This window comes from Rhodanobacter sp. DHB23 (genome assembly GCF_014842975.1).
Taxonomy (GTDB): Bacteria; Pseudomonadota; Gammaproteobacteria; order Xanthomonadales; family Rhodanobacteraceae; genus Rhodanobacter_A.
Genome location: NZ_JACYXK010000028.1, coordinates 431,214 through 453,917, shown reverse-complemented (window position 1 = coordinate 453,917; position 22,704 = coordinate 431,214). Strand labels below are relative to the sequence as shown.

The window sequence follows — 22,704 nt, the reverse complement described above, 5'->3', positions numbered from 1 at the left end:
TTCAGCAGGCGCTACAAATCCAGCTTGTGCAACTCGACGGCACGGACGGAGCGCGCCCAGATGTCGTCGAACTGTTGCTGCAGCGGCGCCTGCGCGGGGCGGTCGGCCAGCGCCATGCGCCCCTGCGGCTGGTCGGCGTCGGGCAGGTAGAGGTAGCCGCCGGTGTCGTTGACCAGCCAGGCGCTGGCGTTCTGGCGGTCGGGGTCTTCCACGGGCGTGCGGATGGCGATGGCGCTGGGCAGGCGCTGGAACAGCAGGATCAGCCGATGGCCGTCGCGCAGCGCGGCGGCCGGGTCGTGCAGCAGGATGCGGATCCCGGCGCGCCGGCCGGAGGTGGCGATGCGCTTGAGTTCGGCCTGTTCCGCATCGCCGGCGTAGTCGTCGCGGCCCAGCAGGGGCAGGTGCAGCACCAACTGGTGGCGCGTGGCGGCCAGCAGTTGCAGGCGTGCGGCGGCCAGCGCCTCGCGGCCGTCGATGGCGCGGCGGCCGTCGTCCGGGGCGCCTTCCGTCGGGACGTTCACCGGCGGCGCGCCTTGCGCAGCACCAGGTGGCCGTCGTTGACCAGGGCCAGCAGCAGGGCAAGCGCCGCCGCCGGAGGCTCCGTGCCGGGCGCGATCTCGCGTTGTGCGCACAGCTGCTTCGCCAGCGCGGGCGGGGCGGGCCAGGCCTGGCCGTTCGCATACAAGGTGCAGCCGGATTTGCCGCGGCTCCACGCCATGCGCGACCACGGGTGGCGCTGCAGGCGCGCGCCGGCGGCGAGCTGCTTGCGCAGCGCGGCCTCGTCCAGCGCGCGATCGGGCAGCGCCGGCGTCTGCGCGTTGCGGTAGCGGGTGATGAAGCGGCCGAACCAGTCGCGCAGGGTTTCCTCGTCCAGCTCGGCGGCGAACGGCAGGCGCTGGCGCAGCCGCGCCAGCGCGGCCGCGTCGATCTCGCCGGGGGCCTTGGCCGGGGCGAGGTCCGGATCGGCGTAGCGCTGGTCCTCGTGCAGCCGCTCGGCGAGGTAGTCGGCGAGGTCGCCGGTCAGCTCCGCCTGCGAGGGCGCGCGCATGCCCACCGAGAAGGTCATGCACGGGCCGCCGAAGGCCACGCCGTCGTGCGGCACGCCGGGCGGCAGGTAGAGCATGTCGCCCGGTTCGAGCAGCCATTCGTGGGTGGGCTCGAACTCGCGCAGCTGCTTCAGCTCGATGTCGGGGCGGAAATCGCGCGGCGCATCGGGATCGGTGCTGATCGCCCAGTGCCGCTGGCCCAGCCCCTGCAGCAGGAACACGTCGTACTGATCCACGTGCGCGCCAACACCGCCGCCGGGCTCGGCGTAGGAAACCATGATGTCGTCCACGCGCCAGTCGGGCAGGAAGCCGAAGGGTTCCAGCAGGGCAGCCACGTCGGCGTCCCACTTGTCCACGTCCTGCACCAGCAGCGTCCAGTTGGCATCGCCGGTCCTGGCGAAGTCGGCCTCGGCCAACGGACCGGTCTTCACCTGCCAGCGCTCGCGGGCTTCGTCGTGGCGGATCAGGCGCGACAGCGCGCCATCCTCGCAGGCCAGGCCGGCCAGGTCTTCCGGCGCGATCGGCGGCACGAAATCCGGGAAGGCGTTGCGGACCAGCAGCGGGCGCTTCTGCCAGTAGTCGCGCAGGAATTGCGCGGGCGGCATGCCCAGCGGCTGGCGGGCGGAGCCGCGGACTTCGATCGGAAGGGGGGGCTTGCGGGGAGCGGAGGCGGGTTTCATCCGCGCATTGTAATCGGCAACGCCGGGGATGCCTGGTCAGTGCAGCATCCGCACCACATTGTTGATGCCCAGCGCCAACACGGCCAGCCCGGCCAGCACGGTGGCGGCGCGCGCCGGAATGCGCCGGATGAAGAACGCGCCGAACGGCGCGGCAAGGATGCCGCCCGCGATCAGGCCCAGCACCGCGACCACATGGCCGGCGCCGATGCCGAACAGGAAGGCGGCGCTGGCGGCGATGCTCACCGCGCACTTGGCCAGATGCACGCTGCCGATCACCACGCGCGGCTGCAGGCCGCGGGCGAGCAGGGCGGTGGCGGCGATCGCGCTCCAGCCGCCGCCGCCGACGGCATCCAGGAAACCGGCGACCACGCCGAGCAGGGAGGTGCCGCGCGGCGGTTCGGTGCGCTCGCCGGAGCGGCGCGCCTTGCGCAGCAGGAGGAACAGGCCCATGCCCAGCAGGTAGGGCGTGATCGCGATGCGCATCCACGGCGCCGGCATGTGCACGGCCAGCCACACCCCGAGCAGGGCGCCGACGATGCCGGGGATCGCCAGGGCGAGGAACAGCCGCCGCCGCACGTTGCCGGCCAGCAGGTGGCTCAGTCCCGAGGCGCCGCAGGTGAAGGTCTCGGCGTAATGCACGCTGGCGCTGGCCATCACCGGCGGCATGCCCAGCCCCAGCAGCAGGCCGGCCGAGGTCACCCCGTAGGCCATGCCCAGCGCGCCGTCCACGAGTTGCGCGGCGGTGCCCACGAGGGCGAAGACGAGGAATTCCGGCAGGTTGCTCATCGGTGCTCGCAGGAAGGTGGCAGGTGCATGTCAACACGCGCGCCGGGGTGCCGGAAATGAGCGACCCGCATAAGCACATGCCCATAAATGTTTTCTTTACATCGGCATGGCGGAAATAGCATGTGCGAATGGACGTTTGGACGTCCAAAAGGAAAGTCACGTGAGTGCTGCCACACGCCCGATCCTGCCGACGCCGGCGCTTGCCGCGGAACGGCTCGCGCTGCTGAACCGGTTGACCGAAGGCCTGCCGCCGGCCGACCTGTACTGGATCTCGGCGTGGACGGCCGCGCTGGCGGCGCAGGCCACGCGCGTCGCGCTGCCGGCCGCCGCCCCGCCCGAGGCGGCGAACACCGCCGCGGCCGGGCGCCTCACCGTGCTCTACGGCAGCCAGACCGGCAATTCGCGCCGGGTGGCCGAACGGCTGGCCGAGCGCGCCACCGCGGCGGGGCTGGGCGTGCGGCTGCTGCGCACCGGTGCCTATCCCGTGCGCGAGCTGGCGCAGGAGCAGCATCTCGCGCTGGTCATCAGCAGCCAGGGCGACGGCGATCCGCCGGACGATGCCATCGGCTTCGTCGAGTTCCTCACCGGCAAGCGCGCGCCCAGGCTGCCGCAGCTGCAGTTCGCCGTGATGGGGTTGGGCGATTCGAGCTACCCGCAGTTCTGCGCGGTGAGCCGCCGGCTGGACGCGCGCTTCGCCGAGCTGGGGGCGCGGCGCTTCGCCGGGCTGGGCGAGGCCGACGTGGATTTCGAGGCATCCAGTGCAAGCTGGAGCGACGGCGTGCTGGAGAAGGCGCGCGAGGTGCTTGGCGCTCCCGCGGCCTCGGGCGTGGTCAGCCCCCGCCCGGCCCTGCACGCGGTGAACAGCGCGCTGCACGGCCGCGAGCATCCGTTTGCCGCCGAGGTGCTGGACAACCAGCGCATCGTTTCGCGCGACAGCGATCGCGAGGTGCGCCATCTCGAACTCTCCCTGCAGGGTTCGGGCCTGCGCTACGAGCCGGGCGACGCGCTGGGCGTGTGGCCGCGCAACCCGCCCGCGCTGGTGGACGACTACCTGCGCCTGCTGCGCCTCGATGGCGGGCAGGAAGTGGCGCACGAAGGGCGCCGCCTGCCGCTGGCGCGCTGGCTGGCGCAGGAGCGCGAACTGACCAGGCTCAGTCGCCCGCTGCTGGCCGCGCATGCCGCGGCCAGTGGTGACGCGGAACTGGCGCGCGTGCTGGAACCGGAGCAGCGCGAGGCGCTGGCCCGCCTGCTCGACACGCACCAGCCCATCGACCTGCTGCGCCGCCATCCGGTGGACTGGAGCGCGGAGCAACTGGTGGCGGCGCTGCGCCCGCTCACGCCGCGCCTGTATTCCATCGCCTCCAGCCCGAAGGCGGTGGGCGAGGACGAGGTGCACCTCACCGTGGCCGTGGTGAACTACCACGCGCATGGCAGCGAGCACTTCGGCGCGGCTTCGTCCTTCCTCGCTTCCGCAGACGATGAAACGCGCGTGCCGGTGTTCGTGGAGGCGAACGAGCGCTTCCGCCTGCCGGACGACGCCGGCCGCGACATCATCATGATCGGTCCCGGCACCGGCGTGGCGCCGTTCCGCGCCTTCGTGCAGGAGCGCCAGGCCGTGGGCGCCACCGGGCGCAACTGGCTGTTCTTCGGCAACCGCCATTTCGCGCAGGACTTCCTCTACCAGGTCGAATGGCAGCAGGCGCTCAAGGATGGTGCGCTCAATCGCCTCGATCTCGCGTTCTCGCGCGATGGAGCCGCCAAGACTTATGTGCAGCACAGGCTTAGGGAGCAGGGCCGCGAACTGTACGCGTGGTTGCGCGAAGGCGCCCATCTCTACGTCTGCGGCGATGCCACGCACATGGCGAAGGATGTTCATGAGGCGCTGGTGGAAGTGGCCGTCACGCACGGCGGCCTGTCCGTCGAAGACGCCCGCGGCTGGCTGACCGAACTGTTGCAGGAGGGGCGATATGCGCGGGATGTGTATTGAGGGCTGTTTCCGCGTTCGTCCGTGAACGCGAGAGTCGAGAAAGCAGCCATCCATCGCTGCACTCCAGGAATCCATGCGCTCGTCCATGGGCGCGAGTATCAAGAAGCCGCCACCCATGGCGGCACTTTCAAAAAGAAGCAAGCCATCCCCATGCCCTCCCATCTCGAACACATCAAGGCCGCCAGTCGCTTCCTGCGCGGCAGCATCGCCGAAGGACTGGCCGATCCGGTCACCGGGGCGATCAGCGAAGACGACGACAAACTGCTGAAGTTCCATGGCAGCTACCAGCAGGACGACCGCGACATCCGCGACGAGCGCCGCAAGCAGAAGCTGGAGCCGGCCTATGCCTTCATGGTGCGCGCGCGCCTGCCGGGCGGCGTGATGACGCCGGCGCAGTGGCTGGCCTTCGACAGGATCGCCAGCGACTACGCCTCCAGCGGCCTGCGCATCACCACGCGGCAGACCTTCCAGTGGCACGGCATCGTCAAGCGCAACCTCAAGCCGACGATCGCCGCCATCGACGCCGCGCTGGCCAGCACGATCGCCGCCTGCGGCGACGTCAACCGCAACGTGGTGTGCAACACCAACCCGGTGCAGTCGCAGGCGCATGCCGAGGCCTATGCCTGGGCGGCCAGGCTGTCCGAGCATCTCAAGCCGAGGACGCGCGCCTACCACGAGATCTGGCTGGACGGCGAGAAGCTGGTGGGCGAGGCGGCCGAAGCGGAGAACGAGCCGCTGTACGGCCCCACCTACCTGCCGCGCAAGTTCAAGATCGGCGTGGCGATCCCGCCGCTCAACGACGTCGACGTGTTCGCGCAGGACCTCGGCCTGCTCGCGATCCTGGAGCGCGGCGAACTGGTGGGCTTCAACGTGGCCATCGGCGGCGGCATGGGTGCCACGCACGGCGATCCCACCACGTATCCGCGCCTCGCCAGCGTGATCGGTTTCGTGGCGCCGGAGCGCCTGCTGGAGCTGTCCGAGGCCATCATCGCCGTGCAGCGCGACTGGGGTAATCGCGAGGAGCGCAAGCACGCGCGCTTCAAGTACACCATCGACACCCATGGCCTGGCCGCAGTGAGGGCGGAGATCGAGCAGCGCGCCGGCTTCGCGCTGGAGGCGGAGCGGCCGTTCCACTTCGACCACAACGGCGACCGCTACGGCTGGACCGAAGGCCACGACGGCCGCTGGCACCTCACCCTGCAGGTGGAGTCCGGTCGCCTCGTGGACAGCGGGGAGGCGCGCTGGCTCAGCGGCATGCGCGAGATCGCGCGCGTGCACACCGGCGACATCCGGCTCACCTGCAACCAGAACCTGATCATCGCCAGCGTGGCCGAGGCGGACCGTGCGGCCATCGATGCCATCGTGGATGCGCACGGCATGGGCGGCTACCGCCGCTACAGCGGCATCCGCCGCCATGCCATCGCCTGCGTGGCGCTGCCCACCTGCGGCCTGGCGATGGCCGAGAGCGAGCGTTACCTGCCGCAGCTGCTGCCCCGGCTGGAAGCCTTGCTGGACCGCCACGGCCTGCTCGATGCACCCATCCTGCTGCGCCTGTCCGGCTGCCCCAACGGCTGCTCGCGGCCCTACCTCGGCGAGATCGCGCTGGTGGGACGGGCGATCGGCCGTTACGACCTGCGCCTGGGCGCTGACTTCAGCGGCCAGCGGCTCAACCAGGCCTGGCGCGAGAACGTGGACGAGGCGACCCTGCTCGACGCGCTGGACGGCCTGTTCGCCCGCTACGCCGGGGAGCGGACGCCCAATGAACACTTCGGCGACTTCCTGCTGCGCAGCGGCGTGCTGAAGAACCGGAAGATCGCCGCAGAGGTGGTGGCATGAGCGCGCCGCAACTCCCCGTGGATGGCCACGACACCGAGGCGCTGCTCGCGCTCAACCATTGGCTGGGCCGGCGGGACGCCGAGACGCGCGTGCGCTGGATGCTGGAGCACGTGCCCGGCGCGCACGCGCTGTCCTCCAGTTTCGGCGCGCAGGCGGCGGTATCGCTGCACCTGCTCGGCAGCCACGAGCCGGACATCCCGGTGATCCTGATCGACACCGGCTACCTGTTTCCCGAGACCTACCAGTTCGTCGATACGCTCAGCGAGCGGCTGTCGCTCAACCTCAAGGTCTATCGCCCGGCCATCGGCCGTGCCTGGGCCGAGGCGCGCTACGGCAGGCTGTGGGAGCAGGGCATCGAGGGGCTGGACCGCTACAACCGCATCCGCAAGATCGAACCGATGCAGCGCGCCCTGGCCGAACTGGGCGTGCAGGGCTGGTTCGCGGGGCTGCGTCGCGACCAGTCGCGCAGCCGCCGCGCCATCGATTTCGTGGAATGGCGGCAAGGGCGCTGGAAGCTGCACCCCATCGCCGACTGGAGCGACCGCGACGTGGGCCGCTACCTGCAGAAGCACGACCTGCCCTACCACCCGCTATGGGAGCAGGGCTACATCTCCATCGGCGACACCCACACCACGCAGCGCTGGGAGCCGGGCATGGATGCCGAGGACACCCGCTTCTTCGGGCTCAAGCGCGAATGCGGGCTGCACGAGATGCCGTGATCGGCGTCGCCGCCAGCTGTTCGCGCCAGTGCGGCACGCGCGGCGGCTTCTCCGGCGCGATGCCCAGCGTGAGCTGGCGGCGCACGTCGTTGCGGTCGAGGTGCGGCGCGAACTGCGCGATCCATTCCAGCGTGTAGTCGCGCAGCACGCTGTCCTTGCGCAGCACGATCCAGGTAGTGCACAGGGGCAGCAGCGCATCGGCCTCGATCACGCGCAGGTCGGCGTCTTCGCCCGGCTGCAGGGCCATCTCGGCCAGCACGCCCACGCCCATGCCGGCGCGCACGTAGGTCTTGATCAGGTCGGCGTCGGCGGCGGTCATCGCGATCTGCGGCGCCAGCCCGGCCGTGGCGAAGGCGCGGCGCAGCGAGGATTCCGGCCGCTTCGAGGAGTCGTAGCTCACCAGCGGCTGCGCGGCCAGTTCGTCCAGCGTGGGCGCGCGGCCCTGCTTCGCCAACGGATGATCCTGCGGCGCCAGCACCACGCGGCTCCAGCGGTAGGCGGGGAAGGCGATGCCGCCGGCCGGCGCCGCGCCCGAGGTGCTCACCACGGCGAGGTCGACGCGGCCGCTCTCCAGCAGGTCCAGCACTTCGGCATCGCCGCTGGGCTGCAGGTGCACGCTCACCTGCGGGTAGCTGCGGTTCAGCGCGGCGATGGAGGCGGGCAGGGCGAAGCGCGCCTGCGTGTGCGTGGTGGCGATGCGCAGCTCGCCGTGCGCCTCGTTGCGCAGGTTGGCGGCGATGGAGCGGATGTTCAGCGCCTCGGCCAGGATGATGCGTGCGCGTTCGATCACCCGCGCGCCGGCGTCGGTGACCGAATCCAGGCTCTTGCCCTTGCGGATGAACAGCAGCAGGCCGAGTTCGTCCTCCAGTTGCTTGAGCTGCTTGCTCACGCCGGGCTGGGTGGCGTGCACGCGCTCGGCGGCCGCGGTGATGTTGAGGCGGCAGTCGGCGATGGCGACGAGGTAGCGGAGCTGGGTGAGGGTCATGGCGGTCCAGTGGTTCAGGGCGGGAGCATGTGCGGCGAATCGGCGTGTTTCGCGCGCATACATCGCATCGCCAGGCCTCGTGTCGGTCCGGTTCCGGATGATGCTTTCCTGGCGTGGATGCTGGCCATGCTTGCGAGTCTATATGCTTTTTTGTTCGGACGTCTATACGTATAGACGTTCAAAGTGTTTTATGGATTTATTGTGCTTTCTTCCTTCTGTATTGATGGGTGGTGAAGCTCCTTGGCGCCCGGCGGTTCCGGTTTCATGCTTCGCAGGCATATGCCATGCCGCCAAATTCATTTCCGCACCCGCGGTGCCGTGCGTAGCGTGGCCCGCTCCGCCAATGCATTGCCAAAGAGCGCGCCATGAAGCTGTATCCGCTGTTCGCCGACCTCTCCCGACGCGCCGTGCTGGTGGTGGGCGGCGGCGTCGTGGCGGAGCGCAAGGCGGCGGCCCTGCTGGCGGCGGGCGCCCAGGTGACCGTGGGGGCGTCCGCGCTGACACCGCAACTGCAGCGCCTGGCGCGGCAAGGGCGCATCGCGCACCGTGCCGGCGAGTTTTCGCCGGCGTGGCTCGAGTACGCCTGGCTGGTGGTGGCCGCCACCGACGACCGCGCACTCAACGCCCGCGTCGCCGAACTGGCCGGCCTGCGGCGCGTGTTCGTCAACGTGGTGGACGACGCGGAACTGTCCAGCTTCCACGTGCCGGCGGTGATCGACCGCGCGCCGCTGGTGGTGGCGATTTCCAGCGGCGGCGCGGCGCCGATGCTGGCGCGGCTGGTGCGCGAGCGGCTGGAAACCCTGCTCGACCATTCGCTGGGCCCGCTGGCCCAGCTGGCGGCGCGCCTGCGCAAGCGCATCCGCCGCCGCCATCCCGATCTCGCCGCGCGGCGGCGTTTCTACACGGAACTGTTCTCCGGGCCGGTGGCCGCGCTGTTGCGCAAGGGACAGCCGGAGCAGGCCGCGCTTGCCGCCGAGCAGGCGCTGCGTGCGGCGCCCGCCGGACAGGCCGGCTCGGTGGTGCTGGTGGGCGCGGGCCCCGGCGATGCCGGCCTTTTGACCCTGCGCGGATTGCGTGCACTGAACGAGGCCGACGTGATCCTGCACGACCGCCTGGTGAGCGCCGAGGTGCTGGAACTGGCGCGCCGCGACGCCGAGCGCATCGAGGTGGGCAAGCAGGCCGGCAATCACCACAGCACGCAGGACGAGATCCATGCGTTGCTGCTCGAACATGCGCTCGCCGGTCGCCGCGTGGTACGCCTGAAAGGCGGCGATCCCTTCGTGTTCGGCCGCGGCGGCGAGGAGCTGGAATTCCTGCGCGGCCACGGCATCCCTTATGAAGTGGTGCCCGGCATCACCGCCGCGCTGGCCTGCGCGGCGCACGCCGGCGTGCCGCTCACCCATCGCGACCATGCGCAGTCGGTGCGCTTCGTCACCGCGCACTGCCGCGAATCGCTGGACACGCTGGACTGGCCCGCCCTGGCGCAGGAGCGCCAGACCCTCGCTGTGTACATGGGCGTGGCCGGCCTCGACAGCCTGCGCGAGCGGCTACTTGCGCACGGACGTGCCGCCACCACCCCGTTCGCCCTGATCGAGAACGGCTCGCGCCCCGACCAGCGCGTGGTCACCGGCACGCTGGCCAACCTGCCCGAACGTGCGCTGGCCCATGCGGTGCGTTCGCCCGCCTTGTTGATACTGGGCGAGGTGGCCGCGCTGGCCGGGCGGCTGGCCTGGTTCGGTGCGCCGCCCCTGGGCGAATCCGTCCCCGCGCCGCAGCACTTGCGCCCGCTGCGCACAACGCAGATAAACCGCGAACCCGTCCGCCGCCGCGCTTGACGGAAACCTTGCATCCCCGCGCGCATGATCGCGTGCGGCCATCACCCGGAGCCCCGCCATGATCTACGACAGCATCCTCGACACCATCGGCAAGACCCCCATCGTCCGCCTGCATCGGCTCGCCCCGAAGCACGTCGAGGTGTACGTGAAGGTGGAGGCGTTCAATCCCGCCGGTTCGGTGAAGGATCGCCTCGCGCTCGCCATCATCCTCGACGCCGAGCAGCGTGGCGTGCTCAAGCCCGGCCAGACCGTGGTGGAGTCCACTTCCGGCAATACGGGCGTGGCGCTGGCTGCGGTGTGCGCGGCACGTGGTTACCCGTTCGTGGCGGTGTTGCCGGACTCCTTCTCGATCGAACGGCGCAAGCTGATCCGTGCCTATGGCGGCAAGGTGCTGCTCACCCCGGCGGCCTTGCGTGGCAGCGGTGCGTCGGCGAAGGCGCAGGAGCTGGCCGACAAGCATGGCTGGTTCCTTGCCAGCCAGTTCGACAACCCGGCCAACCCGGCTTACCACCGGCAGACCACCGCGCCGGAAATCCTGGGCGACTTCGCCGGCCGCCGCCTCGACTACTTCGTCAGCGGCTGGGGCACCGGCGGCACGCTCACCGGCGTGGGCGAGGTGCTCAAGGTGGCGCGGCCGGAAGTGAAGGTGATAGCCACCGAGCCGGCGGGTGCCTCGCTGCTGGGCGGCAAGGAGTGGGCGCCGCACAAGATCCAGGGCTGGACCCCGGACTTCGTGCCCGCCGTGCTCAACCCCAAGGTGGTCGACCAGCTGGTGACGGTGGACGACACCTTGGCCCGCGATACCTCGCGTGCACTGGCGCAGAAGGAAGGCATCTTCACCGGCATCTCCTCCGGTGCCACCCTGGCTGCCGCGTTGCAGGTGGCGCAGGGCGCACCCGAAGGCTCGGTGCTGCTCGCGATGCTGCCCGACACCGGCGAACGCTACCTCTCCACCTTCCTGTTCGAGGGTGTCAACGAAGGGTCGGACGAGGTGGAGTGATGGCCCGCTGCACCAGGGATTGAATGCGACGGCCTGCGCGGCTTTTCGCGCAGGCCTGGCGCGATGACGGGTCAGTCGCAGAGTTGTCGCAGCAACGCACGGCCTTCAGGCCACTCTCCAAGGCCGCTGCTGGCGTTGATGTGCCCGGCGGCACCGATGTGGACCAGATGGCTGCCCCAGGCATCGGCGCAGGCCTGCGCGTGCGCCAGCGAGGCGTACGGGTCGTCGCTGCTGGCGACGACGACGCTCGGGAAAGAGAAGCGCTGCATCGGCAAGGGCGCGAAGCCGACCGCCTCCGCCGGGAAACCGGGGCCGTCCGGATCGGGCACGGCGACGAGCAAGGCTGCCTTGATGGGCGAATGCGCCTTCGCGGCCCAACGGGAGACGGCAAGGCAGGCCAGACTGTGCGCGACGACGACCGTCGACGGGCCGAGGCGCCGGGCCGCATCTTCAAGGGCATCGGCCCATTCCTCGCAGACCGGATGGTCCCAGTCGCGTTGCGCGATGCGGACGAATTCCGGGTTGGATCGTTGCCAGAGCGACTGCCAATGCAGCGGTCCCGAATTTCCGATGCCGGGGAAGACGAGGACCGTTGCTGGCATCGGGGCTCCTAAGGAATGGCTGCGATGGACGCCCGGGGCAAACCGCAAGCGCAGGGTGGTCCAGATGTACCCGATGGCGGACAGGTTGGCTAGCATGCGTGGATCGGGTCGCTCGATCCGTTTCCCTGCACCCCATCAGGAGTCCCCCGCATGAAGCTCTATTACCTCCCCGGCGCCTGCTCGCTCTCGCCGCACATCGTGGCGCTCGAAGCCGGTATTCCGGTCACGCTGGACAAGGTCGACCGGGCCACCAAGGTCACCGAGTCGGGCGAGAACTTCCTCGAGGTGAACCCCAAGGGCTACGTGCCGGCGATCCGGCTGGACGACGGCGAGGTGCTCACCGAGGGCCCGGCCATCGTGCAGTACCTGGCCGACCTCAAGCCGGAAAGCGGCCTGGCCCCGCCGAACGGCACGCTGGCGCGCTACCGCCTGCAGGAAATCCTCACCTACATCAACTCCGAGCTGCACAAGAGCTACAGCCCGCTGTTCAACCCGGCGTCGACGGACGAGGTCAGGGCCGAGCGCAGCGCCTACCTCAAGCGTCGCTACGGCTATATCGAGGGCATCCTCAACCGCCAGCCCTACCTCACCGGCGAGCAGTTCACGGTGGCCGACGCCTATCTGTTCGTGGTCACCAACTGGGCGCGCATCGTCAAGCTCGACCTCGGCGAGTTCGAGGCCCTGGCGGCCTTCCAGCATCGCGTGGCGGAACGCCCCGCCGTGCAGCGGGCGATGCGGGAGGAGGGGTTGATCAAGTAACTCCCGAGCTTCGGATGCAGAAAGGGCCGCGCGTCATGAACGCGCGGCCCTTTGCCTTTGCCCTTCATCCCGATCTGCGCCGGGATGGCGGCGGGGATCAGATGTCCCTGGCCAGCCCTTCGGCCAGGCCGATGTAACCGCCCGGCGTGAGGGCGAGCAGGCGCTGCTTCGCCTCGGCGGGCAGTTCCAGCTTGCCGATGAATTCGCGCATCGACTCCTTGGTGATGCCCTGGCCGCGGGTCAGCGCCTTGAGCTGCTCGTAGGGCTGCGGCAGGCCGTAGCGGCGCATCACGGTCTGCACCGCCTCGGCCAGCACTTCCCAGCTGGCGTCGAGGTCGGCGGCGAGGCGGTCGGCGTTGACGGTGAGCTTGCCCAGGCCCTTCTGCAGCGATTCCAGCGCCACCAGGGTGTGGCCGAAGGCGGTGCCCAGCGCGCGCAGCACGGTGGAGTCGGTGAGGTCGCGCTGCCAGCGGCTGATCGGCAATTTTTCCGCGAAATGCCCGAGCAATGCGTTGGCGAGGCCGAAGTTGCCCTCGGCGTTCTCGAAGTCGATCGGGTTGACCTTGTGCGGCATGGTGGACGAGCCGACCTCGCCCTCCTTGAGCTTCTGCTTGAAGTAGCCCAGCGAGATGTAGCCCCATACGTCGCGCGCGAGGTCGATCAGGATGGTGTTGGCGCGGCGCACCGCATCGCAGTACTCGGCCACGCCGTCGTGCGGCTCGATCTGCGTGGTGTAGGGGTTGTAGTCCAGGTCCAGGCTTTCCACGAAGCGTTGCGAGAACGCGCGCCAGTCGATTTCCGGATAGGTGATGGCGTGGGCGTTGTAGTTGCCCACGGCGCCGTTGATCTTGCCCGGGACTTCCAGTGCTGCCAGCTGCTGGTGCTGGCGCTCCAGGCGCGCCACCACGTTCGCCAGTTCCTTGCCCAGCGTGCTGGGCGAGGCGGTCTGGCCGTGGGTGCGCGAGAGCATCGGCAACGCGGCGTTGGTGTGCGCCAGCTCGCGCAGTCTGGCGATGATGCCGTCGAAGGCCGGCAGCAGCACCTGCGCGCGCGCGTCGCGCAGCATCAGTGCATAGGACAGGTTGTTGATGTCCTCGCTGGTGCAGGCGAAGTGCACGAATTCCTTCGCCTGGGCCAGCGCGTCGTCGTTGCCGATGCGTTCCTTGATGAAGTACTCCACCGCCTTCACATCGTGGTTGGTGGTGGCCTCGATGGCCTTGATGCGCGCGCCGTCCTCGACGGCGAAGCCGCTGGCGATGGCGCGCAGCCGCGTCGCCTGCGCCGGCGTGAACGGCGGCAGTTCGGCGATGCCCGGTTCGGCGGCCAGCGCCAGCAGCCATTCGATCTCCACGTGCACGCGGCGGTGCATCAGGCCGAACTCGCTGAAGATCGGGCGCAGCGGCTCGACCTTGCCGGCATAACGGCCGTCCAGCGGCGACAGGGCGGTGAGGGCGGGGTTCGACATCGGGGTGTTCCGGCACGGGGAAACGGCCATTTTACATTGACGGCGGCGCGATGCCCGGGCGCCTATAGTGGCTGGCAACGAATCGCGGCTTTTCGGCTCGTCATTCCTGCGAAGGCAGGAATCCAGCGCCTTTGCCTCCGCATGGCTTCAAGTCGCGGGGCTCCAGCTTGCGCCGGAGCGACGGAGGTTTTCGATACTCCGGATCAACCGGCTTCCCGTCTTACCGAAGGAACCACCATGAGCAACTTCCGCATCGAACACGACAGCATGGGCGAGCTGAAGGTACCCGCTGATGCGCTGTACGGGGCGCAGACCCAGCGCGCGATCGACAACTTCCCGATCTCGGGCCTGCGCCTGCCGCGCGAGTTCATCCGTGCGCTGGGCCTGATCAAGGCCGCCGCCGCCGAGGCGAACCTCGGGCTGGGCTACCTGAAGAAGGGGCAGGCCACGGCGATCCGCAAGGCCGCGCTGGCGGTGGCGGGCGGCGAATACGACGCGCAGTTCCCCATCGACGTGTTCCAGACCGGCTCGGGCACCAGCACCAACATGAACGCGAACGAGGTGATCGCCCACCTCGCCGCGCAGGCCGGTGCCAAGGTGCACCCGAACGACCACGTCAACTACGGGCAGAGTTCCAACGACGTGATCCCCACCGCGATCCACGTCAGCGCCACACTGCTCGCGCACGAGCAACTGCTGCCGGCGCTGAAGCACCTGAAGAAAACCATCGGACAGCGCGCACGCCAGCTGCGCAACGTGGCCAAGACCGGCCGCACGCACCTGATGGACGCGATGCCGGTGACCTTCGGCCAGGAGCTGTCCGGCTGGGCCGCGCAGATCGATACCGCCATCGCGCGCATCGAGGATGCGCTTAAGCGCATGCGCCGTCTGCCGCAGGGCGGCACCGCGGTGGGCACCGGCATCAATGCCGACCCGAAGTTCGGCGCGGCGGTGGCGCGCGAACTCAAGAAGCTCACCGGCGTCCGCTTCGAGGCAATGGAGAACTGCTTCGAAGGCATGGCCGCGCAGGACGACGCGGTGGAGCTGTCCGGCCAGCTCAAGGCGCTGGCCGTGGCGCTGATGAAGATCGCCAACGACCTGCGCTGGATGAATTCAGGCCCGCTGGCGGGGCTGGGCGAGATCGAGCTGCCCGCGCTGCAGCCGGGTTCCTCGATCATGCCTGGCAAGGTGAACCCGGTGATCCCCGAGGCCACCGCGATGGTGGCCGCGCAGGTGATCGGCAACGACGCGGCGATCGCCGTCGCGGGCCAGTCCGGCAACTTCCAGCTCAACGTGATGCTGCCGCTGATTGCCTACAACCTGCTCGAATCCCTGGGCATCCTCGCCAACGTCTCGCGCCTGCTTGCCGACAAGGCCATCGCCGGCTTCGTGGTGAACAAGGCGCGGGTGGGGCAGGCGCTGGCGTTGAACCCGATCCTGGTCACCGCGCTGAACCCGGTGATCGGTTACGAGAAGGGCGCGGCCACCGCCAAGCAGGCCTACAAGCAGAAGCGGCCGATCATCGACGTGGCGCTGGAAACCACCGGTCTGCCGAAGGCCGAGTTGTCGAGGCTCCTCGATCCGCTGGCGCTCACCGAGGGAGGCATCCACGGCGAGTAACCGACCGCCTTGGGAAGCGACGACAACGGGCGCCGTGGCACTCGTTGCCGTTTGCTACCCGCGTCGAGCGGCCATTGCTTCGCAACCGCCGATGGCGCCGGCCTCGATAATCCAGGCATAGGGTTTGAATGCGGCGAGCTGCCCGGCGAGGCCGTCCTGCGCCGCCTTGATGCCGGCCAGGTCATGGCAGGTCTTCAAGATCGCCTCCGCCACCTGCGGCGACTTGGCTTGGGTTGTCTTGTCGATATTGCCGGTGTTGCCGCTGGCAATATCCTGCACGACGCTCTTGATCGCATGCCCGGTAGCTGCCGCATCGGCCATGTCGGTGGCGAGGTCGTGTTCATCAATAGCCTGCGCGTTGCGATAGTAATCCTGCAGCAATGCGCGCTGGACGGCGTTGACCGTTGCCGGCTGCCGATCGATGCTCAGGTCGCCGGCGGCGTCGATGAGCGCCTCCGGTGCGCCTGGCACGTGCAGGGCGACGCCATCCTTGCGCAAGGCGATGTCACCGGTGACCTGGCTCCCGCTGCGGAAGCTGATGACATTGGTGTTGCCGGATTCTTTGCCGCAGCCGACCATCAGGGCGGCCAACGCCAGCAACCCGATCACGCGTTGGTAGGACATTTAGGCATGCTCCTGTTGAGTGACGTAGCAAGCAGCGACCAGGGTTCTCGGCCATCGCCACGCGTACCACACGGCGAGTGACTGCAGCACCACCTCAATGACACTGAGGAAAACGTAGAACGCCCAGGATCCCGGTATCGTCATCAGCACGATCACGGTCAGCAGCGCGCCCACGAGGATGTTCAGCCAGCGCGTCAACCTGGGCAGCAACACCAGCGACAGGAAGATCATCACGGCTGGAACGGCGATCAGGATGGCCACGGCAAGCAGCGAGCCCTGGCTGGCCGGCCCCAGCAGCCCGTCTCCAGCCAGGATCCCCTTGATATCCCCGGGCCGGTAAAGCCCAAGGAAATCGCCGTAGATGTAGCAGGACATCACGGATGTCCACAGCGCAGCCAGCTTCAGCCTGACCGGCACCTTGATGTCTTCCAGCGGCCTTGCAGTCGTCGGGTTCAAGAACGCGCTCCTCGGATCGGGTGGGGTGGGCGGCCGGTTTCAGGCACCGGCGGGCGCCGGCGCATCGTCATGCTGGCGTCGGAAACCGCGCCGCGCGCCCATCGCCAGCAGCCACAGCATGAACAGCACTTCCACGAACTGCAGCGGGCCGAGCACGCTGGAAAGCGTGTCCTCCCAGTCTGGCAACAACGCCCACGCAAGGCTCTGGATCACATAGGCCAGGCCGTTGAGGATCAGCCCGTAGCCGAACAGTCGTGGCAGGAAGCCCGAGCGAAGTACCAGCAGCGCCAGCGGGAACAGCCACAGTCCCCACAGAGCTTCGGCGGCGCTGACCGTTTGTCCATGCAAGTGGAGGAACAGCATGGCGAGCGCTGTGCGTTGCGCCGGCACGAGCGCGTTCAGCGCCCCTCCTCCATGCACCAGCAGCAGCGCAGCGGCATCGTTGAGCACATTGAAAAAGTACAACGCCGGCACCAGCGTGCCGCCAATCAGCAACATCGCGATGCCGTGGCGCCGATTCACCTCGCCAAGCAGGCGGTAAAGCGCCAACACCAGGAAGGCCTGCAATGCACCGCAGATCACGTCGGCGGCGAGGCCGAACCGGAACAGCATCTCGTGGGTCGCGATGTTTGTGACGGTAGCGGAAGCATTGCCGCTCACGAACAAAGTGGCCGGCACGCAGATCAGGCGATAAGGCGCGATCAGTACCACCAGCAGGTAGAGCAAGCCGGCCAGCCGTGCATTCCGATTTTGTGAGCTCATGTTTCATCCTTGCATTGGTGCGGCTGGAGACCTGCTCAAGGATGCGGATGGATCAACGCGTAGAGATCGGAGCCGGCGATCACGATTTGCTTGCTGTCGTGGCCGCGCTGCAATTCGAGGGTCGCGGTGCCGTGTTCGTTCGCGTTCGCCTGGTTGATCAGGTCGATCACGTGCCTTACGGCATGGCCGTTCACGGCGAGGATGACGTCGCCTGCCTGCAGGCCATGAGCGTCGCTCGGTTCGATCTTGACGACCACAACGCCTTTGCCAGCCGTGGAATCAAGGTCGAGCGAATGGTTTTCGGAGTTGTGCCACGTCATGGTGTCGTCGGTGTTGTGCTCCTTGAGCGACCAGTATTGCCCGCCGGCATGGGCGGGTAGTGCGAAAGCGGTCGTCATGGCAAGGGATGCCAGCAAGGCTAGGTATCGCATGGGGGAGATTCCGCGGTGATGGTTGGTATGGGTCGCTTGGGGCGTCAGCTCTTCGCGTCGTTCATGCAGTCCGTCACGCTGGTGGCGCCGACGATGGCCGCATAGGGCTTGAAGGCGGCCAGTTGCATGGCGAGTTGATCCTGCGCGGCCTTGATGGCCGCGGTGTCCCTGCAGATGTCCAGGCTGAGGGTTTTCATCTGATCCGCCCCGGCATCCGCCGCCTTGCCTGCATTGCCGGACGAGGACGATGCCGCGGCGGTGATCGCCTTGGCCGCCATGCCGATGCCGGCCTTGCCCATGGCCAGGCCGGTCCTGCGCACGTCCTGCACGCTCTGGTTGTACTGCGCCAGCAGTACACGCTGGGCGGGCGTGGCGGGGACCGGCTTGCCGTCCACCGTGAGCGTGCCGTCGGCACCGATCACGGCGTTCGGCGAGCCGGGGACGCGCAGGGTCACCGTGTTCCCGTACAGCGCGATGGCGCCGTTTTCCATGACGGTGTCGGGCGTGCTGCAGGCGGCAAGTACGCATGCCAGCGTGGCGAGGAGGAGCGGACGGACGGGAGCCTTCATGGATGGCCTGCCTTCGGTTCGGGCGGAGGGGCGTGCGGTCAGTCGGAGAAGACGGCAAAACCCTTCTTGCCGTTCTGGTCGGCCATGTCCTTGCCGCAGTCGTCGACGTCCTTCTGCGTCATCGTGGCGTAGGGCTGGAAGGCGGGCATCGCGGCGGCCAGCTTCTGCTGCGAGGCCAGCATGTCGGGTAGCCGCTTGCACAGGCGCAGGGCGGCGGCCTGGATCGCGTCGGTCTGCGGCTTGATGCTCGCCTCGATCTCCTTGTCGCTCTTGCCGGTGAACGCACCGAAGATGGCCTGCTTCGCCGCGGCGACGCCGATGTCCGCGCCGCTGGCGCCGATGTCCATGCCGGCGCTGGCGATGCCGATCAGCTGCTGGCGATAGTCGACCAGCATGGCGTGCTGCTCGGGCGTGGCATCCTGCGGCTTGCCCGCGATCACCAGGGTGCCCTGCGGGGTGATGACGGCCTTGGGCAGCTTGCTGTCGTCGTCGCCGTCGTCGTGTTGCTTGCCCTTGTCGTTGAAATGCACGTTGCCGACGCTGATGTCCTCGGTCAGCAATTCCTTCTTGGCCTGGTCGATGCCCTTCTGGACTTCCGCATGGATGGCCGACGGCGAAACCTGCTGCTGGGCTTCATTCGCGGCTTGCGCCACGTCGCTGCCGGAGCCGCTGTCGGGCGATTGGCTGCAAGCCGTCAATGGCAACAGCAGGGCCAGCGCGAGGAGGCTGCCGGTGATCGCGTTGTTTTTCATGGTGAATGTCTCCCCGTTTGAGTGCGGTGGGATATCAGGTGTCGTCGCGCCAGCGGCGCAGCCAGATGGCGGCGGCCAGCAGGGCGAGGCCCGCGGCGGCGCCGATCCAGAAGCTGGGCGAGGCCATCGCGCTGTAGCTGTTGCCGAGGCTCAGGAAGTCCATCGTGTGATCCACGGTGCCGCCCAGATCGGCGTAGTGCTGCGGGCCGATCCAGCCACCTGGGAACACGCTGAGCAGGATGCGGCCGCACACGTCGTGCCAGTACCAGTTCCCACCCATGATGCGGCCGCCCAGCAGGTTGAACCACCACAACACCAAGCCCACCGCCACCGGCAGTGCGACAGCCCACAGAAAGGGTTTGCTGCGCGCCCAAGCGGAGCAGAGCAGCAGCCAGCCCGTGGCGGGCAGTGCCCACAGCATGTACAGCGGGATGGCGCCAATCAGGTTGGCGGTCATGCGGAATGGGTGTGCGTAGGTCAACAATTGCCATACGCTGATGCCGTGGAAGGACAGCGTGATGGCGAACAGCAGCAACATGCCAATACCGGTCACTACACCGCAGATCACCGCGATCACCGGTGCCAGGACCGTGCCGGCCACGACCTTGGAGAGCACGGTGGCGGTATCCGACAAAGGCAGCGACTTCCAGAACAGCAGGCTGCGGTCACGGCGGTCGTCGTACAGCGCACCGAGGAAATAGAAGAACACCACGAAGCCCAGCACGATGCTGATGATGGCGCTGGTGGAGAACATCATGATGTCCAGGCCGGCGCCGATCTTGGCGGAGTCGGTGTTGGACAGCGCCTGGTCGAACAGGTGCATGTTGTTGCCGATGAAGTTCGCGTGGCCATCGAAATGGCCGCCAAGCACCTCGCCGGCGATGATGCCCATCACGTTGAGCAGCAGGAACACGCCGCCGACGATGACCGGCGTCCACAGGAAGCCGCCGCGGTGTTCCCAGAACTCGCGCTTCACCAGCCAGTACATTTCGTTCAGAACCGGGGTTTTCATGCGTAGGTTCCTTTCATGGTGGCGACGAACAGGTCGCTGACGGAGGGGCGGCGTACTTCGCCCAGCGCCTCCAGTTGCGCGCGTGCCATGCCGTCGAACAGGAAGATGCTCTTGCCGAACACCTGGCGTTCGTCCAGCGGCTTCAGTGCGCGGACCTCGGCGGCCTTGTCGGCGCCGACCATCACTTCGGCGAAGCGCTCGCCCACGGCGTCCATGTCGGCGTCCAGCACGATCCGGCCGTCGCGGATGAACATCAGGTCGGTGAGGATGTGCTCGACTTCCTCCACCTGGTGGGTGGTGACGATGATGGTCTTGTTCTCGTCGAAGTAGTCTTCCAGAAGGTTCTGGTAGAACTGCTTGCGGTACAGGATGTCCAGGCCCAGCGTGGGTTCGTCCAGCACCAGCAGGCGCGCGTCGATGGCCATCACCAGCGCAAGGTGCAATTGCACGATCATGCCCTTGGACATCTGCTTCACGCGCAGGTTGGGCGTGAGCTTGGTGCGGGCGAGCAAGGCCTCGCACTTCCTGCGATCGAAGCGCGGATGCGTGTTGGCGACGAAGTCGACTGCCTCGCGCACGCGGATCCAGCGCGGCAGCACCGCCACGTCGGCGATGAAGCAGACCTGCTCCATCAGCTTGCCGCGCTGCTTGCGCGGATCCAGGCCCAGCACGCTCAGCTCGCCCTGGAAATCGGTAAGGCCGAGGATGGCCTTCAGCGCGGTGGTCTTGCCGGCGCCGTTCGGGCCGATCAGGCCCACGATGCGGCCGGGCTGGATCTCGAAGCTCACGTTGTCCAGCGCGGCGGCGTTCTTGTAGCGCTTGCCCAGGCCGCGGGCGGAGACGACGGCGTTCATGCGTGCTTCTCCGGTTCGGATGGCGCTTCGCGCAGCAGGGTCTTCAGGTCCAGGCCCAGCCGTTGCAGGCGGGCGTACAGCGCGGGCCATTCCTCGCGCAGGAAGCGTTCGCGCTCGGATTTCAGCAGTTCTTCGCGTGCACCCTCGATGACAAACATGCCCAACCCCCTCCTTTTTTCAACCAAGCGTTCGTCGACCAGCTCCTGGTACGCCTTCGACACGGTCAGCGGATTGATCTGGAAATCCGCGGCCACCTGGCGCACCGACGGCAGCGGGTCGCCCTCGTTCAAGGCGCCATCCAGGATCATCGCCACCACGCGTTGGTGCAGTTGGCGATAGATCGGGATGCTGTCGTTCCAGGTGATGGTCATGGATTATTCCTTGCTGCTGGTGCTCGTGGTGCCGAAGGAATAGTAGGGCATGGCCAGCTGCGCCCCGAGCTGCGCGGCGGCGCCGTTGGCGGCACCCACCGCGGCGTGTTCCAGCAGGGCAGCCTTCATGTCGGCGGCCGTGGGGGTGACTTCGACCGGCGCTAGGTTGGTCACGTGGATGCCGTTGATCCACGCCACTTCGGGCACCTGGGTCGGCAGGCTGACCACGGCCAGCGTCAGGCTGGTCATCACCACCGCGACGGCGGAGGCGATCCAGCGGCGGGCGGGGACCAGGGTGGTGGTGAAGACGTCGCGGGTGGCGGCGGCCGGGTTGCTGGAGTTGAGCTTCGCGTTCATGGCATTGCTCCTCTGGTGAACTCGTTGAGTGGTGTTGTAGTGAACTATAACACTAGAAATTTGACCGTCAAGCATCCAATGCGGGTTTGGCAACATGACTGATGGCAGGGGTGGGGTGGCGGGAGCCTGGGAGCTCGGCAACCATGGGTGTATTCGAAACAATCCGGCAATTAAGCTGGCCGGATCGGGGATGTCGTTCGGAGCGGGAAACAACCATGACGCAATTGATCGGAGCACTGCAGGATCTCAACGACCTGTATTTCTTCGCCGCGGTGGTCGAACACGGCGGCTTCTCCGCAGCGGGGCGGGCCTTGGGCATGCCCAAGTCGCGGCTCAGCAAACGGGTGGCGCAGCTGGAAGACCGGCTGGGCGTGCGCCTGCTGCAACGGACCACGCGCCGCTTCGTGGTCACCGAAGTGGGCGAGCGTTTCTACGCGCATTGCCGCGCGGTGCTGGAAGAGGCGCGTGCCGCACAGGAGGCGGTGGACGAGTTGCGGGCCGAGCCGCGCGGCGTGGTGCGCCTGAGTTGCCCGGTGTCGCTGACCCAGACCGTCCTCGCCCACGTGCTGCCGGACTTCCTGGCGCAGTACCCGCGCTTGCAGGTGCGCGTGCTTTCCAGCAACCGCCGCGTGGACCTGCTCGGCGAGGGCTACGATCTCGCGATCCGCGTGCGCAGCAAGCTCGATACCGATGCCAACATGGTGGTGCGCAGCTTTGGCCAGTCGCGCGTGCTGCCGGTGGCCAGCCCCAAGCTGCTCGATACATTGGGACGCCCCAGGCATCCCGGCGAGCTGGCGAAATTCCCGGCGCTGTCGATGCAGGAGCACGAAGGCCCGCAGACCTGGGAGCTGATCGACTCGGCCGGCGAGCGCGTCAACGTGGAAGTGGATGCGCGGCTGATCTGCGGCGACTTCGCCGTGCTGCTGGAGGCGGCGCGCCGCGGCGTCGGCGTGACCCTGCTGCCGGAGTTCGTCTGCGCGCCGGCGGTGGCCGCCGGCGAGCTGGAAGTGCTGTTGCCGGAGTGGAGCGCGCCGGAAGGCACCATGCACTTCATCTATCCCAGCCGCCGCGGCATGTTGCCTGGCGTGCGCGCGCTGGTGGACTTCCTTGCCGAGCGACTGCCGTCGACCACCCTGCGCAAGCACGAGGAGTGCAGGAAGCGCGCCTTGTGACCATGCTACGCTTTCGTTTGGACT

Annotated in this window: 24 protein-coding genes; 8 read left to right on the top strand and 16 right to left on the bottom strand. The window is 68.1% G+C overall.

Going from position 1 to position 22,704, the window contains the following annotated elements:
* Positions 1–11: 11 nt before the first annotated feature.
* From IHE47_RS13990 to IHE47_RS13980, 3 genes are read right to left on the bottom strand one after another with little or no spacing between them, the layout of a single operon-like run.
* Positions 12–521 carry a hypothetical protein gene (locus tag IHE47_RS13990; protein WP_192106823.1) on the bottom strand — a complete coding sequence of 170 codons (510 nt, stop codon included), beginning with the start codon at positions 519–521 and terminating at the stop codon, positions 12–14.
* Positions 518–1,726 (bottom strand): cupin domain-containing protein, encoded by a 1,209-nt coding sequence (locus IHE47_RS13985; protein ID WP_192106821.1) that lies wholly within the window; start codon positions 1,724–1,726, stop codon positions 518–520. The genes IHE47_RS13990 and IHE47_RS13985 overlap by 4 nt, the downstream gene beginning before the upstream one ends.
* A gap of 36 nt (positions 1,727–1,762) precedes the next feature.
* Complete coding sequence (locus IHE47_RS13980; RefSeq protein ID WP_192106819.1) at positions 1,763–2,512, bottom strand: sulfite exporter TauE/SafE family protein; 750 nt, start codon at positions 2,510–2,512, stop codon at positions 1,763–1,765.
* A 160-nt stretch (positions 2,513–2,672) separates the two neighbouring features.
* Here IHE47_RS13980 and IHE47_RS13975 point away from each other — a divergent pair, with 160 nt between their 5' ends.
* The 3 genes from IHE47_RS13975 (at position 2,673) to IHE47_RS13965 (ending at position 7,054) form a co-directional block, all read left to right on the top strand.
* Complete coding sequence (locus IHE47_RS13975) at positions 2,673–4,499, top strand: assimilatory sulfite reductase (NADPH) flavoprotein subunit (protein WP_343227487.1); 1,827 nt, start codon at positions 2,673–2,675, stop codon at positions 4,497–4,499.
* A gap of 150 nt (positions 4,500–4,649) precedes the next feature.
* Entirely contained in the window at positions 4,650–6,335 is a 1,686-nt protein-coding gene (cysI, locus tag IHE47_RS13970) for an assimilatory sulfite reductase (NADPH) hemoprotein subunit (RefSeq protein ID WP_192106815.1), read from the top strand.
* Positions 6,332–7,054: a phosphoadenylyl-sulfate reductase gene (locus IHE47_RS13965; protein ID WP_192106807.1), complete on the top strand. Its 723-nt coding sequence runs from the start codon at positions 6,332–6,334 to the stop codon at positions 7,052–7,054. Before cysI ends, IHE47_RS13965 begins: the two co-directional genes overlap by 4 nt.
* Here IHE47_RS13965 and IHE47_RS13960 read toward each other — a convergent pair.
* Positions 7,020–8,039 carry a LysR substrate-binding domain-containing protein gene (locus IHE47_RS13960; RefSeq protein ID WP_192106805.1) on the bottom strand — a complete coding sequence of 340 codons (1,020 nt, stop codon included), beginning with the start codon at positions 8,037–8,039 and terminating at the stop codon, positions 7,020–7,022. The two genes, IHE47_RS13965 and IHE47_RS13960, sit on opposite strands and share 35 nt — an antisense overlap.
* 365 nt (positions 8,040–8,404) lie before the next feature.
* Between IHE47_RS13960 and cysG the strand changes: the two genes are divergently transcribed.
* Together cysG and cysK are read left to right on the top strand one after the other, a co-directional pair.
* Positions 8,405–9,874 carry a siroheme synthase CysG gene (gene cysG / locus IHE47_RS13955; RefSeq protein ID WP_192106803.1) on the top strand — a complete coding sequence of 490 codons (1,470 nt, stop codon included), beginning with the start codon at positions 8,405–8,407 and terminating at the stop codon, positions 9,872–9,874.
* A gap of 58 nt (positions 9,875–9,932) precedes the next feature.
* Positions 9,933–10,874 carry a cysteine synthase A gene (gene cysK / locus IHE47_RS13950; protein ID WP_192106801.1) on the top strand — a complete coding sequence of 314 codons (942 nt, stop codon included), beginning with the start codon at positions 9,933–9,935 and terminating at the stop codon, positions 10,872–10,874.
* Between the two features lie 71 nt (positions 10,875–10,945).
* On the opposite strand, the gene IHE47_RS13945 is transcribed toward cysK, so the two are convergent.
* Positions 10,946–11,572, bottom strand: coding sequence for an alpha/beta hydrolase (locus IHE47_RS13945; RefSeq protein ID WP_225561887.1), 627 nt, complete (start codon positions 11,570–11,572; stop codon positions 10,946–10,948).
* Between the two features lie 54 nt (positions 11,573–11,626).
* On the opposite strand from IHE47_RS13945, the gene gstA reads away from it, so the two are divergent.
* On the top strand, positions 11,627–12,235 hold the full coding sequence (gene gstA, locus IHE47_RS13940; RefSeq protein ID WP_192106799.1) for a glutathione transferase GstA: 609 nt from the start codon (positions 11,627–11,629) through the stop codon (positions 12,233–12,235).
* A gap of 97 nt (positions 12,236–12,332) precedes the next feature.
* Here the strand turns inward: gstA and purB are convergent, their stop codons facing one another.
* Positions 12,333–13,700 (bottom strand): adenylosuccinate lyase, encoded by a 1,368-nt coding sequence (gene purB / locus IHE47_RS13935; protein WP_192106797.1) that lies wholly within the window; start codon positions 13,698–13,700, stop codon positions 12,333–12,335.
* A gap of 237 nt (positions 13,701–13,937) precedes the next feature.
* Here purB and IHE47_RS13930 point away from each other — a divergent pair, with 237 nt between their 5' ends.
* Positions 13,938–15,320, top strand: coding sequence for a class II fumarate hydratase (locus IHE47_RS13930; protein ID WP_192106795.1), 1,383 nt, complete (start codon positions 13,938–13,940; stop codon positions 15,318–15,320).
* 54 nt (positions 15,321–15,374) lie between these two features.
* Here the strand turns inward: IHE47_RS13930 and IHE47_RS13925 are convergent, their stop codons facing one another.
* From IHE47_RS13925 to IHE47_RS13880, 10 genes are all read right to left on the bottom strand, one after another.
* Positions 15,375–15,944 (bottom strand): hypothetical protein, encoded by a 570-nt coding sequence (locus IHE47_RS13925; RefSeq protein WP_192106793.1) that lies wholly within the window; start codon positions 15,942–15,944, stop codon positions 15,375–15,377.
* A complete protein-coding gene (locus IHE47_RS13920) occupies positions 15,945–16,400 on the bottom strand; it encodes a DUF6326 family protein (protein ID WP_192106791.1) in 456 nt (151 codons plus the stop codon).
* 39 nt (positions 16,401–16,439) lie between these two features.
* Positions 16,440–17,126: a DUF4386 domain-containing protein gene (locus IHE47_RS13915; protein WP_255523502.1), complete on the bottom strand. Its 687-nt coding sequence runs from the start codon at positions 17,124–17,126 to the stop codon at positions 16,440–16,442.
* A gap of 71 nt (positions 17,127–17,197) precedes the next feature.
* Positions 17,198–17,593: a PDZ domain-containing protein gene (locus IHE47_RS13910; protein ID WP_192106787.1), complete on the bottom strand. Its 396-nt coding sequence runs from the start codon at positions 17,591–17,593 to the stop codon at positions 17,198–17,200.
* Between the two features lie 44 nt (positions 17,594–17,637).
* Positions 17,638–18,162 carry a DUF2884 family protein gene (locus tag IHE47_RS13905; RefSeq protein ID WP_192106785.1) on the bottom strand — a complete coding sequence of 175 codons (525 nt, stop codon included), beginning with the start codon at positions 18,160–18,162 and terminating at the stop codon, positions 17,638–17,640.
* Positions 18,163–18,200: 38 nt separating this feature from the next.
* Positions 18,201–18,914 (bottom strand): hypothetical protein, encoded by a 714-nt coding sequence (locus IHE47_RS13900; protein ID WP_192106783.1) that lies wholly within the window; start codon positions 18,912–18,914, stop codon positions 18,201–18,203.
* A gap of 34 nt (positions 18,915–18,948) precedes the next feature.
* Positions 18,949–19,926: a hypothetical protein gene (locus tag IHE47_RS13895; protein ID WP_225561886.1), complete on the bottom strand. Its 978-nt coding sequence runs from the start codon at positions 19,924–19,926 to the stop codon at positions 18,949–18,951.
* The gene (locus IHE47_RS13890) at positions 19,923–20,780 is read right to left on the bottom strand and encodes an ABC transporter ATP-binding protein (protein ID WP_192106781.1); all 858 of its coding nucleotides are present in this window, start codon (positions 20,778–20,780) and stop codon (positions 19,923–19,925) included. Before IHE47_RS13890 ends, IHE47_RS13895 begins: the two co-directional genes overlap by 4 nt.
* Positions 20,777–21,151 carry a GntR family transcriptional regulator gene (locus IHE47_RS13885; RefSeq protein WP_077485172.1) on the bottom strand — a complete coding sequence of 125 codons (375 nt, stop codon included), beginning with the start codon at positions 21,149–21,151 and terminating at the stop codon, positions 20,777–20,779. Before IHE47_RS13885 ends, IHE47_RS13890 begins: the two co-directional genes overlap by 4 nt.
* A 3-nt stretch (positions 21,152–21,154) precedes the next feature.
* Positions 21,155–21,508 carry a hypothetical protein gene (locus IHE47_RS13880; protein ID WP_225561885.1) on the bottom strand — a complete coding sequence of 118 codons (354 nt, stop codon included), beginning with the start codon at positions 21,506–21,508 and terminating at the stop codon, positions 21,155–21,157.
* Between the two features lie 215 nt (positions 21,509–21,723).
* Between IHE47_RS13880 and IHE47_RS13875 the strand changes: the two genes are divergently transcribed.
* On the top strand, positions 21,724–22,680 hold the full coding sequence (locus IHE47_RS13875) for a LysR substrate-binding domain-containing protein (protein ID WP_192106778.1): 957 nt from the start codon (positions 21,724–21,726) through the stop codon (positions 22,678–22,680).
* Positions 22,681–22,704 lie beyond the last annotated feature (24 nt).

Coding starts and splice junctions, on each gene's coding strand:
- IHE47_RS13985 (WP_192106821.1), bottom strand. CDS start 1,726: ATGAAACCCGCCTCCGCTCCCCGCAAGCCCCCCCTTCCGATCGAAGTC.
- IHE47_RS13890 (WP_192106781.1), bottom strand. CDS start 20,780: ATGAACGCCGTCGTCTCCGCCCGCGGCCTGGGCAAGCGCTACAAGAAC.
- IHE47_RS13885 (WP_077485172.1), bottom strand. CDS start 21,151: ATGACCATCACCTGGAACGACAGCATCCCGATCTATCGCCAACTGCAC.
- IHE47_RS13925 (WP_192106793.1), bottom strand. CDS start 15,944: ATGTCCTACCAACGCGTGATCGGGTTGCTGGCGTTGGCCGCCCTGATG.
- gstA (WP_192106799.1), top strand. CDS start 11,627: ATGAAGCTCTATTACCTCCCCGGCGCCTGCTCGCTCTCGCCGCACATC.
- purB (WP_192106797.1), bottom strand. CDS start 13,700: ATGTCGAACCCCGCCCTCACCGCCCTGTCGCCGCTGGACGGCCGTTAT.
- IHE47_RS13875 (WP_192106778.1), top strand. CDS start 21,724: ATGACGCAATTGATCGGAGCACTGCAGGATCTCAACGACCTGTATTTC.
- IHE47_RS13895 (WP_225561886.1), bottom strand. CDS start 19,926: ATGAAAACCCCGGTTCTGAACGAAATGTACTGGCTGGTGAAGCGCGAG.
- IHE47_RS13910 (WP_192106787.1), bottom strand. CDS start 17,593: ATGCGATACCTAGCCTTGCTGGCATCCCTTGCCATGACGACCGCTTTC.
- IHE47_RS13880 (WP_225561885.1), bottom strand. CDS start 21,508: ATGAACGCGAAGCTCAACTCCAGCAACCCGGCCGCCGCCACCCGCGAC.
- IHE47_RS13900 (WP_192106783.1), bottom strand. CDS start 18,914: ATGAAAAACAACGCGATCACCGGCAGCCTCCTCGCGCTGGCCCTGCTG.
- IHE47_RS13980 (WP_192106819.1), bottom strand. CDS start 2,512: ATGAGCAACCTGCCGGAATTCCTCGTCTTCGCCCTCGTGGGCACCGCC.
- IHE47_RS13905 (WP_192106785.1), bottom strand. CDS start 18,162: ATGAAGGCTCCCGTCCGTCCGCTCCTCCTCGCCACGCTGGCATGCGTA.
- IHE47_RS13965 (WP_192106807.1), top strand. CDS start 6,332: ATGAGCGCGCCGCAACTCCCCGTGGATGGCCACGACACCGAGGCGCTG.
- cysG (WP_192106803.1), top strand. CDS start 8,405: ATGAAGCTGTATCCGCTGTTCGCCGACCTCTCCCGACGCGCCGTGCTG.
- cysI (WP_192106815.1), top strand. CDS start 4,650: ATGCCCTCCCATCTCGAACACATCAAGGCCGCCAGTCGCTTCCTGCGC.
- IHE47_RS13930 (WP_192106795.1), top strand. CDS start 13,938: ATGAGCAACTTCCGCATCGAACACGACAGCATGGGCGAGCTGAAGGTA.
- IHE47_RS13960 (WP_192106805.1), bottom strand. CDS start 8,039: ATGACCCTCACCCAGCTCCGCTACCTCGTCGCCATCGCCGACTGCCGC.
- IHE47_RS13945 (WP_225561887.1), bottom strand. CDS start 11,572: ATGCTAGCCAACCTGTCCGCCATCGGGTACATCTGGACCACCCTGCGC.
- cysK (WP_192106801.1), top strand. CDS start 9,933: ATGATCTACGACAGCATCCTCGACACCATCGGCAAGACCCCCATCGTC.